This window comes from Actinoplanes sp. NPDC026623 (genome assembly GCF_040638275.1).
Taxonomy (GTDB): domain Bacteria; phylum Actinomycetota; class Actinomycetes; order Mycobacteriales; family Micromonosporaceae; genus Actinoplanes.
In genome coordinates, this window is sequence record NZ_JBEZXZ010000256.1 from 1 (window position 1) to 10,750 (window position 10,750).

General features: G+C 73.2%; 10 protein-coding genes. 4 read left to right on the top strand and 6 right to left on the bottom strand.

Features of this window, described 5'->3' with window-relative positions:
- Positions 1 to 345, bottom strand: a 345-nt coding sequence (locus tag AB0F10_RS40745) for a DUF6069 family protein (RefSeq protein WP_360638435.1), incomplete at its 3' end; no start/stop codon positions are given.
- Between the two features lie 177 nt (positions 346 to 522).
- On the opposite strand from AB0F10_RS40745, the gene AB0F10_RS40750 reads away from it, so the two are divergent.
- From AB0F10_RS40750 to AB0F10_RS40760, 3 genes are all read left to right on the top strand, one after another.
- On the top strand, positions 523 to 1,623 hold the full coding sequence (locus tag AB0F10_RS40750) for a histidine kinase (protein WP_360638438.1): 1,101 nt from the start codon (positions 523 to 525) through the stop codon (positions 1,621 to 1,623).
- Positions 1,620 to 2,294: a response regulator transcription factor gene (locus tag AB0F10_RS40755; protein ID WP_360638441.1), complete on the top strand. Its 675-nt coding sequence runs from the start codon at positions 1,620 to 1,622 to the stop codon at positions 2,292 to 2,294. Before AB0F10_RS40750 ends, AB0F10_RS40755 begins: the two co-directional genes overlap by 4 nt.
- 103 nt (positions 2,295 to 2,397) lie before the next feature.
- Positions 2,398 to 3,606, top strand: a complete 1,209-nt coding sequence (locus AB0F10_RS40760; RefSeq protein WP_360638444.1) for a globin domain-containing protein — start codon at positions 2,398 to 2,400, stop codon at positions 3,604 to 3,606.
- A gap of 7 nt (positions 3,607 to 3,613) precedes the next feature.
- Here the strand turns inward: AB0F10_RS40760 and AB0F10_RS40765 are convergent, their stop codons facing one another.
- Genes AB0F10_RS40765 through AB0F10_RS40775 form a run of 3 tightly spaced genes read right to left on the bottom strand, consistent with a single transcriptional unit; the run spans position 3,614 to position 7,751 of the window.
- Positions 3,614 to 4,543 (bottom strand): DUF389 domain-containing protein, encoded by a 930-nt coding sequence (locus AB0F10_RS40765; RefSeq protein WP_360638447.1) that lies wholly within the window; start codon positions 4,541 to 4,543, stop codon positions 3,614 to 3,616.
- Between the two features lie 41 nt (positions 4,544 to 4,584).
- Entirely contained in the window at positions 4,585 to 5,253 is a 669-nt protein-coding gene (locus AB0F10_RS40770) for a response regulator (RefSeq protein ID WP_360638450.1), read from the bottom strand.
- Entirely contained in the window at positions 5,250 to 7,751 is a 2,502-nt protein-coding gene (locus AB0F10_RS40775; RefSeq protein WP_360638453.1) for a DUF4118 domain-containing protein, read from the bottom strand. The genes AB0F10_RS40770 and AB0F10_RS40775 overlap by 4 nt, the downstream gene beginning before the upstream one ends.
- A 115-nt stretch (positions 7,752 to 7,866) precedes the next feature.
- On the opposite strand from AB0F10_RS40775, the gene AB0F10_RS40780 reads away from it, so the two are divergent.
- On the top strand, positions 7,867 to 8,412 hold the full coding sequence (locus tag AB0F10_RS40780) for a matrixin family metalloprotease (RefSeq protein WP_360638456.1): 546 nt from the start codon (positions 7,867 to 7,869) through the stop codon (positions 8,410 to 8,412).
- Between the two features lie 62 nt (positions 8,413 to 8,474).
- On the opposite strand, the gene AB0F10_RS40785 is transcribed toward AB0F10_RS40780, so the two are convergent.
- Both AB0F10_RS40785 and AB0F10_RS40790 read right to left on the bottom strand, forming a co-directional pair.
- Complete coding sequence (locus AB0F10_RS40785; RefSeq protein ID WP_360638462.1) at positions 8,475 to 10,421, bottom strand: amino acid transporter; 1,947 nt, start codon at positions 10,419 to 10,421, stop codon at positions 8,475 to 8,477.
- Positions 10,422 to 10,561: 140 nt separating this feature from the next.
- Positions 10,562 to 10,750 (bottom strand): hypothetical protein (locus AB0F10_RS40790; protein WP_360638459.1); only part of this gene is annotated, 189 nt, incomplete at its 5' end.

Here is a 10,750-nt window from a genome sequence, read left to right on the forward strand (position 1 = left end):
GACGCCCGAACCGAGCGGCCCGAGCAGTGAGATCAGCAGGACGGCGCCGGCGACGCCGGACCAGACGGCCGTGGCCCGCCGGAGGCGGCGCTCGGCCAGGGCCAGCAGCGCCCAGGCCGCGAGCCCGGCGACCACCGTGGTGATGACGACGGCGCCCGGCGTCACGGTGGTCGCGCCCGATCCGGAGTCGACGACGAGGTCGACGCCGGCGACCTGGTGGGCGACGGTCCACACGGTGAAGGTCGCACCCGTGGCCGCCACGACGGCGAGGGCGCGGGTCCGGCGCCGTCGCCGTACGCAATCGGCGGCGGTGACGGCGGGGGTGATGTCGGCGGTGCTGGTCATCGGGTCCTCCTCGGGTGGTGGCGTTCGTTTCGCACACCACCATCCGGCGTGCGGGCCTCCTCCCGGATCGCCCGGGGGATCGGATCCGATCTCCGTCCGCGGACCGATGCGGACGGGCGCCCGGGTCGATCCCGCGGCCGATGATCCGCGGGCGGCCGACGGCATACCGTGTGTCGTATGAAGACCTTCCGGATGCGACCGGCCGTTTCCGACGCGGGCTGGGCCGGCGTGCTGGCGGTCGCGCTGACCACGCTGATCCTCGGTGTGCCGGAGGGCCCCGACACCGCCGTCGAGATCGCCGCCGCCCTGGCCTGTGCGGCCGCCCAGGCCGCCTCGATCCTGCTGATGCGCCGGTGGCCGGAGCCGGCGATGGGGCTCGCGATCGTCGCCGGCATCGGCATCGAGGCGCTCGCGCCGCAGGTCGGCTGGCTGGGGCTGGCCGCCGCGCCGCTGATCTCCTTCGCCCGGATCCGGCCGCCGCGGGTCTCGCTCTGTGCGCTGGGCGTGATGCTCGCCCTGACACCCTGGACGTTCGTCAGCGGCGGCTGGACCGACCTGATCCTCGCCGTGTTCGCCTCCCTGCTGGGCTGGGCGTGGGGCGAGCTCGCCCGGGTCCGGTGCATCCGCCGGGAGCAGGAGCGCCGCCGGATCGTCTCGGACGAGCGCGCCCGGCTGGCCCGCGAGCTGCACGACGTGGTCGCGCACAACGTGTCGCTGATGGTGGTGCAGGCCGGCGCCGCCGCCGACGTCTTCGACAGCCGCCCGGATCGGGCCCGGGCCGCGCTCGACACGATCCAGGAGGCCGGCCGCTCCGCCCTGGGCGAGCTGCGGACCATGCTGCAGACGTTGCGGCCGGACGGCGTGGAGCCGCGCGCGCCGCAGCCCGGCCTCGACCAGTTGGACGCGCTCGCGGCGTCCCTCGGCGCGGCCGGGCTCGCGGTGGCCGTCAACAGCGCCGGTGACGCCCGGGCGGTGCCCGCCGACGTCAGCCTGTCCGCGTACCGGATCGTCCAGGAGTCGCTGACCAACACGTTGCGGCACGCGCGGGCGACCCGGGCCGAGGTCGACCTGCGGTGGACCGACGCCGCGCTGCACCTCCAGATCACCGACGACGGCGCGGCGGCCGCCGTCCGCGCGCCGCACGCGCACGGCGCCGGGGCGGGCCTCGTCGGCATGCGCGAACGGGCCCGGCTGGTCGGCGGTAGCCTCGACGCGGGTCCGCTGCCCGCCGGCGGGTTCCGCGTCTCGGCCCGCCTGCCGTTGGGAGCGTCCGCGTGACCGTCACCATCCTGCTCGCCGACGATCAGGAGCTGGTCCGGGCCGGGTTCGCGATGATCCTCGACGCCCGCGACGACCTCGAGGTGGTCGGCGAGGCCGGCGACGGGCTGGAGGCGGCGGCGCTGGCCGCGGAGCTCCGGCCCGACGTGGTGCTGATGGACGTCCGGATGCCCCGGCTGGACGGCATCGAGGCCACCCGCCGGATCGTCGCATCCGGCAACACCGCCCGGGTCGTCATGCTGACCACGTTCGACCTCGACGAGCCGGTCTTCGCGGCGCTCCGGGCCGGGGCGAGCGGGTTCCTGCTCAAGGACATCCGCCCGGCCGACCTGGCCGACGCCGTCCGGGTGGTGGCCCGCGGCGAGGCGCTGCTCGCCCCGACGGTCACCCGGCGCCTGCTCGACCGGTTCGCGACGGGCCTGCCCCCCGGTGCCGGCCCGGACCGGCGGCTCGACCCGCTCACCGCCCGGGAGGCGGAGGTGCTGACCCTGGTCGCCCGGGCGCTGACCAACGCCGAGATCGCCGAGCGGCTCTTCCTCACCCAGGCAACGGTCAAGACCCACGTCTCGGCGATCCTGACCAAGCTCGGGCTGCGCGACCGGGTTCAGGCGGCGGTCCTCGCCTACGAGACCGGGCTGGTCCGCCCCGGCGCGGTCTCCGACCCGGGGTAACGCTCCCGGCGAAAAGATCCTTCGTTTGGCGATCCGCCCGCTATCCGGCCGATCGTGGATAGTCTCGGAAGATCCCCCTATGGCATCACCCGGGAGGTCATCTGTGCTGTCGGAGAGAGCCCGGCCGATCGTCGCGGCCACGCTGCCGGTCGTCGGCGATCACATCGAGGAGATCGCGCGACGGTTCTATACGCACATGTTCGCCGAGCATCCGGAGCTGCAGGACGGGGTGTTCAACCGGGGGAACCAGGCCGAGGGCACCCAGTCCCGGGCCCTGGCCGGCTCGGTGGCGGTGTTCGCCACCGCGCTGCTGAAGGACCCGCAGAAGCTGCCGGAGCGGCTGCTGACCCGGATCGCGCACAAGCACGCCTCGCTGGGCATCCGCCCGGACCAGTACCGGATCGTGCGCGACAACCTGATGTGGGCCATCGGCGACATGCTCGGCGACGCGGTCACCGCCGAGGTCGCGGCCGCGTGGGACGAGGTCTACTGGCTGATGGCGTACGCGTTGATCAATCAGGAACGCGGCCTGTACAGCGCGCGCGGGGTGACCGCCGAACGGGTCTGGCGGCAGTGGCGCGTCGCCGAGAAGGTGCAGGAGGCCGACGACGTCGTCCAGTTCGTCATGCGGCGCGTCGACGACCGGCCGGTGAAGACCTCGCTGCCCGGCCAGTACGTCTCGGTGCAGGTGCCGATGCCGGACGGGGTGCGCCAGCCGCGCCAGTACAGCCTCACCCGGGCCGACGACGGCGAGCACCGCTACTTCGCCGTCAAGCGCGTGCACGGCGGCGGAAGGCCCGACGGGGAGGTGTCGACGCTGCTGCACGACCGGATCCAGGTCGGCGACGAACTCGCCATGAGCGTGCCGTACGGCGACGTCGTGCTCGACGACGGCGGCCGGCCGGTGGTGTTCGTCAGCGCCGGGATCGGGGTCGCCCCGATGGCCGGGATGATCTCGCACCTGGTCGCGGCGGGCTCGCACCTGCGGGTCATGTCGCTGCACGCCGACGTGAACGAGCGGGCGTTCCCGCTGCGCCGCCAGCTGGTCGACGACCTGGCCCGGCTGCCCGGATCGTCGCTGCACGCCTGGTACGAGGACGGCTCCGGCAGCGAACTGCCCGTCGACGGCGTGAACCCCGGCATGATGGACCTGTCCACTCTGGAGCTTCCGGAGGACGCGCTCTACTACCTGTGCGGCCCGATCGCGTTCATGCGGGCGATCCGCAACACGCTGATCGAGCGGGACGTCCCCGTGCGCGACATCCAGTACGAGGTCTTCGGCCCGGACCTGTGGCAGGCCGACATCGACTGACCCCGCCTCAGCCCGGCTGCCGGGATCGCCTCCCCACCGTCCGCTGCACGAGCAGGGTGAGCACGCCGGCGACGACGATCGCCGCCACGTTGATGACCAGTTGCAGGGCGGAGCCGATAGCCTCCTCGCGCGCGCCGTAGGCCAGCGCGACCGTGGCGTTGGCCGCTGCGGGGATGGTGGTCACCGAGATCAGCACGCCGACCAGCGTGCCCGTCTTGGCCGAGGTCAGCGACAGCATGCCGGCCACCCCGCCGAGGAGGCCGATCACCCAGGACAGCGCGTCCGGCCGCCAGATGAACGCGGTCAGCGGCCGCTCGTGGAGCAGCATCGACCGGTCCACCACGTCGAGGGCGGTCAGCAGCCAGACCGCCAGCACCGTGACGACCATGGCGAAGGGGAAGCCGACCCCCAGCGCCAGCGCCGAGCGGCGCACCAGCCGCCACCGGCGCAGCACGACGCCGACGCACAGGGCGGCGAGCGGCCCGAACTCCGGCCCGACGACCATCGATCCGACGATCAGGATCGGCTGGTCGAGCAGCACCCCCACCGCGGCGATGATCATGGCGATGGTCATGAACGCCAGGAACGAGGCCGACAGCTCGGCCTCCGCGCCGGTCTGCTGCTCGAGCTCCTGCCAGACGACCGCGTCGGCGCCCAGCCCGGGTACCCGCCGGGCGGCGCGGTCGGCCGACGCCGACAGCGCCGCGTCGACCCGCTCGACGACGATCGCGCCGTCCCGGTCCAGCCCGAGGGCGCGCAGCCGCTCCAGCACGGTGCTGGCGCCCTCCCGGACGACGTCGAACTCGAGCACGTCACCGCTCGGCGAGCGGGCGGCGCCGGGCAGCACGACCAGGTGCGTGACCGCCTCGTCGCCGGTCAGCTCCTGAAGGATCCGCTCGGTGCGCTGCTCCGGCGCGATGACCCGTACATGCAGCATCCATGCCCCTCACGTCACAGTGAGCGTGAGTCTAGGGCCGGTCAGGGATTGAACCGGTAGCCCATGCCCGGCTCGGTGAGCAGGTGTTTCGGGTGGGCCGGATCGTCCTCGAGCTTGCGCCGCAGCCGGGCCAGGTACTGCCGCAGGTAGTTCGTCTCGGTCTGGTACTGCGGCCCCCACACGTCGCGCAGCAGGACGCGCTGGCTGACCAGCATGCCGGGGTTGCGCAGCAGGTGGTCGAGGATCTGCCACTCGGTCGGGGTGAACTTCACGTCGTCCGAGACGGTACGCGCGGCCAGGTCGACGGCGTGCCGGCCGACGGTGACGACCGCGGGGCGCTCGGCGTCGGGCGCGGCGCGGCGCAGCGCGGCACGGATGCGGGCCAGCAGCTCGTCCATGCCGAACGGCTTGGTGACGTAGTCGTCGGCGCCCGCGTCGAGCGCGCCGACCTTGTCGTGGCTGTCGGCGCGGCCGGAGAGCACGACGATCGGGACGGCGGTCCAGTCGCGCAGCCCGCCGATGACCTCGACGCCGTCGAGGTCGGGCAGGCCCAGGTCGAGCACCACCAGGTCGGGTGGCCTGTCGGCGGCGGCGCGCAGCGCGGAGTTGCCGTCGCCGGCGGTGTCGACGTCGTAGCCGCGGGCGCGCAGGTTGACTCGCAGGGCGCGCAGGAGCTGCGCGTCGTCGTCGACGACGAGGATGCGGCTCATTCGGGTACCTCCGTGTGGTGCGCGCCGGCGGGCAGCGCGACGATCATGGTGAGGCCCCCGCCGGGCGTCTCCTCCGGGGTCAGCGTGCCGCCCATGGCCTCGGTGAGCCCGCGGGAGAGGGCGAGCCCGAGCCCGACGCCGGTGTGGTTGTCGCGGTCGCCGAGGCGCTGGAACGGCAGGAACACGTCCTCCCACCGGTCCGCGGGGATGCCCGGGCCGTGATCGATGACCCGGATCTCGACCCGGCCGGCCAGGGTGCTGGCGGTGACGACGGGTGGCCGCCCGGGTGGGCTGTGCCGGACGGCGTTGGCGACGAGGTTGACCAGGATGCGTTCCAGCAGGCCGGGGTCGGCGTGCACCGCGGGCAGGTCGGGCGGCAGGTGCAGGGGGACGGTGACGCCGAGGTCGTCGAGGGCGCGCGGCACGACCTCCTCGGCGCCGACGTCGACGGCGTGAACGCCGAGCGCGCCCGCCTGCAGGCGGCTCATGTCGAGCAGGTTCGCGACGAGCCGGTCGAGCTTGTCGAGGGACTCGTCGGCGGTGGCGAGCAATTCGGCCCGGTCCTCGTCGTCCAGGTGGACGTCCTCGGCGGCGAGCCCGGCCACGGCCGCCTTCGCCCCCGCGAGCGGGGTACGCAGGTCGTGGCTGACCGCCGCGAGCAGCGCCGTGCGCATCTTGTCGGCCTCCGCGAGGGGCTTGGCGGCGGCGGCCTCGGCGGCGAGGCGTTCCTGCCGCACGGCGAGCGCGGCCTGGGCGGCGAACGCCTCCACGATGCGCCGGTCGCTGGCCGCCAGCGCCGGCCCCCGCATGACGAGGGTGAGCCGGTCGTCCGCGTTCACCTCGGCGTCGGCGTCGGAGGGTGTCGGGCAGATCGCTCCGCCGACCGAGGCGACGACCGTCCACCGGAGACCGTCGCGCTCGAGCAGGGTGACGGTGTCCAGGCGGAACGTCTCCCGGAGCCGTTCGAGCAGCGCGGTCAGCGGCCGGGCGCCGCGCAGCACGCTGCCGGCGACGGTGGCCAGGGTCTGCGCGTCGGCGCCGGCCCGGGCGGCCTGCCGGGTGGTACGCGCGGCGGTGTCGACGACCCAGCTGACCGCGATCGCGACGATGACGAAGACGATCAGGGAGAGCAGGTTGTCCGCCGACGAGATGGTGAACCGGCCGACGGGCGGCGTGAAGAACCAGTTCAGCATCAGCGACCCGATGCCCGCGGCGAGCAGCGCGGGCCACAGCCCGCCGATCAGGGCGACGCCGACGACGGCCGCGAGATACAGCAGGATGTCGTTGGTCAGCGAAGGCTGCGGCACGACGTGCAGCAGCCAGGTCAGCAGCGGGAACCCGACCAGCGCGGTCAGGAACCCGGCGATCCGCCGCCGGCGGGACAGCGCTGCGGGCTCGCGGCGGGCGCCGCGGCCACGCCGGACGCGTTCGTGTGTCACCAGGTGCACGTCGATGCCGCCCGAGCGGGCGGCGGTGGTGACGCCGACCCCGGCGGAGAAGAGCTGGGCGAACCGGCCCCGGCTGGACGCGCCGAGCACGATCTGGGTGGCGTTCGCGCCGCGGGCGAACTCCAGCAGCGCCCCGGGGACGTCCCCGCCCATCACCTGGTGGAAGGTGCCGCCGAGACGTTCGACCAGGACGCGCTGGCGGGCCAGCGCCGCCGGGTCCGCGCCGGTGGGACCGTCGCCCCGGGTGACGTGCACGGCGAGCAGGTCGGCGCCCCTGGTGCGGACGGCGATGCGGACCGCGCGCCGGATCAGGGTGTCGCCCTCCGGGCCGCCGGTCAGCGCGACGACGACGCGTTCCCGGGTCTCCCAGGTGGCGTCGATCCGGTGGTCGGCGCGGTAGGCGTCGAGCTGATCGCCGACCTTGTCGGCGAGCCAGAGCAGGGCCAGTTCGCGCAGCGCGGTGAGGTTGCCGGTGCGGAAGTAGTTGCCGAGCGCGGCGTCGATCTTCTCGGGCCGGTAGATGTTGCCGTGCGCCATCCGCCGGCGCAGCGCCTCCGGCGTCATGTCGACCAGCTCGACCTGCTCGGCGGCGCGGACCACGGCGTCGGGCACGGTCTCGCGCTGCTCGACGCCGGTGATCCGCGCGACGACGTCGTTCATGGACTCGATGTGCTGCACGTTCACGGTCGTGAGGACGGTGATGCCGGCGTTCAGCAACTCCTGCACGTCCTGCCAGCGCTTGGCGTTGCGGCCGCCCGGCACGTTGGTGTGCGCGAGTTCGTCCACCACGGCCACCTCGGGGCGGCGGGCGAGGAGCGCGTCGAGGTCGAGCTCGGTGAAGGTGGCCCCGCGGTAGGTCACCTCCCGGCGGGCGACGACCTCCAGAGCGCCGATCATCGCGGCGGTGTGCTCGCGGCCGTGCGTCTCGACGAGCCCGACGACGAGGTCGGTGCCGCGCTCGGCGCGCCGGTGCGCCTCCTCCAGCATCGTGTAGGTCTTGCCGACGCCGGGGGCGGCACCCAGGTAGATGCGTAGTTGTCCGTGTGCCACCCGCGTCTCCCTACCGTCGCGCGATCATCGGTGTGCCCCGTATCAGTGTGCGCACGTCCCCGGGGTCCGGGCCGCCGATCTGGCCGGCCGCCTCGCCGCGAAGGGTGTCGGCGGCGTGCGGGTCCGCTCGGCCGCGAGCGAGGTCAGCGCGCAGGTGGCGGCCTGCAGCAACGGCACGGCACGCACCTGGCCCAGCTCGGCGACCTGCATCGTCCGCTGGACCTACAGCGGGGCGGTCCGGCCGGTCATCGATTTCGTGGACAGTTCCGGCGCCGAGTGGCCGGTGGGCCGCGCGGTGACCGACTGGAACAAGGTGTCCGGAATCGACTCGATCTACCGGGCCGCGAGCACCGGCTGCGACGGCTCGCCCGCGCACTGCGTGCGGGTCTCCGACTACTCCGCCGCCGACGGGGCGGCTGCGATCACCAATCGGACCCTCCACTCCGCGCAGACCTACTACAGCAGCGCATCGGTGAAGCTCAACGACTACTACGCGGGTGACGAGACCGACCGGTGGTCCAGCGCCTGTCACGAACTCGGCCACGTGCTCGGGCTGGATCACAACACCTCGAAGTCGAGCTGCCTGTATTACGCCCAGGCATCCGGCGTGAGCAAATACCACAGCGGCGACGACGAGGTGCTGCTGGAGCGCTACTACTGATCGATTCCGCGGAAGCCGTTGCCTTTTCGGGGCGACGGCTTCCCCGTCTGTTCCGGCCGCTGTCAGGCGCCGACGTGGATGCCGGGGCGGCGGTCGGGGTCGGGCTCGTATTTGCGGACGATCTCGCGGACCACGGGCGCGGTGTCGCCGCGGCCGAGCAGGAAGTACCGGACCATGTGCACCAGGGGGCTGCCCTCCGCCCAGGCGAAGTAGCAGTGCGGGCGCACGCCTGTCGTGTCGCGCAGGGCCAGCAGGATGGCGGCGATGGCGTTGGGCCCGGCGGGCGCCTCGGCGCGCAGCACGCGGTGCGGGCCGACCTGCACCCCGCGGACGGTGAGGGTGTCGCTGAACTCCGACGGGTCGATGACGTCGATCTCCAGGAACAGCACGTCGGCGGTGCCGGGGACGGGATTGTCGCCGCGTTGCTCGCGTTCCTTGAGCCGGTACTCGGCGGCGTCACCGGCCTGGCGGCGGTTCGCGATGAGGTTGATCTGGCCGTCGCGGTTGAGGGTGTCGGTGACGAACCGGCGCGCGGCGTCGTCGAACTCGATGCGATCGGCGCGCAGCTCGGTCGTGCGGGCGACCCGGGAGATCAGCGAGACGACGACGATGCCGGCGACGAACATGGCGGAGATGGCGATGCCGTCGGGCTTGTCGACGACGTTCGCGCCCAGCGCGTACGCGAGGACGGCGGTGAGCAGCGCGAGCCCGGCCGTGGCCAGGCGCTGGCGGTGCCGGAAGGCGGAGACGGTGACGGCGAAGGCGCCGGAGACCATCATGGCCAGGATGCCGGTAGCGTAGGCGCCGGCCTGCGCGTCGACGTCGGCGTTGAACGCGATGGTGAGCACGACGCTGATCGCGGTGTAGACCAGCACGACGGGGCGCACGGCGCGGCCCCACTCGGGGGCCATGCCGTAGCCGGGCAGGTAGCGGGGCACGATGTTGACCAGCCCGGCCATGGCCGAGGCGCCGGCGAACCACAGGATCAGCACGGTGCTGATGTCGTAGGCGGTGCCGAACGTCTCGCCGAGCTGCTCGTGTGCCAGCCAGGCGAGGGCCCGGCCGTTCGCGGCCCCGCCGTCGGCGAATTCCGCGGCCGGGATCAGGATGGTGGTGACGAGGCTGCTGCTGAGCAGGTAGACGCTCATGATGACCGCGGCCGTGGTGAGCAGCTTGCGGCTGTTGCGGATCCGCGATCGCAGCCGCTGCTCGGCGTCGGCGCCGTCGGCGGCGACCAGCGGCATCATGCTCACGCCGGTCTCGAAGCCGGAGAGGCCGAGCACCAGCAACGGGAACGCGAACAACGCCGGGCCGACCAGGTCGCCGAAGCCGGCCCCACCGGAGGTGAGCGCGTCGGTCCAGGCCGACCACGCCGTCGGCGAGGTGATCACGTCGGCCAGGCCGGCGCCGATGATGATGGCGTTGAGCCCGAGGAAGATCGCGACCAGCGGGATGGCGACGCTGACGGCCTCGCTGAAGCCGAGCAGGAACACCCCGCCCAGGACCAGCAACAGGATGACGGTCAGCGCCACGGCGTGCCCGTGCAGGAAGCCGGGCGCGTGCGGGTTCTCCATCACGTGCAGGCTGGCGTCCGAGGCCGACAGGGTGATCGTGATGATCCACGAGGTGCAGACGAAGCCGAGCAGCACGAGCACGAAGACCTTGCCGCGCCAGAACGGCAGCAGCTCCTCCAGCATCGCCACCGACCCGGCGCCGTGCGGGCTCTCCTTGGCCACCCGGCGGTACATCGGCAGCATGCCGAACAGCGTCAGCGCGACGATGAGCAGCGTGGCCAGCGGGGAGGCCGCGCCGGCCGCCGCGATGGCGATGGCCGGCACGTAGGCGAGGCTGGAGAAGTAGTCCACCCCGGTCAGGCACATCACCTTCCACCAGGCGTGCTGCTCGGCGTGCGCCTCGCCGGCCGCCGGGCCGACCGGCTGCACCTGGTGTTTGAGCAGCCAGCGGCCGAGGCCGCCGGCTGCCTTGGCCGGTGGCGTGGAGACGTCCACCACCGCCGGTACGGCCGGCTCCTTGGCGGCCCGGGCCCCGGCACCGTTCGCGCGCACTCGCTTAGTCACGAGGCAACACGCTACGACACCCGGGCGCGGGCCGCGTTCGGGGCCGGATCATCGACGGCCGGCGCGGCTTCTCAGCCGGTGACCCGGTCGGCGAGGGTCCAGTCGCGGACCTCCGGCATGTCCTCGAGGTGTTCGACGATGTACGCCTGGTGCCGGGCGAGTTGTGCGGCGCACCAGGCTTTGAGTTCGGTGGCGCCGCGGGGTAGTCGTTTGGCGTTGTTGATGGCGTCCATGACCAGGTGGTAGCGGGAGACCTGGTT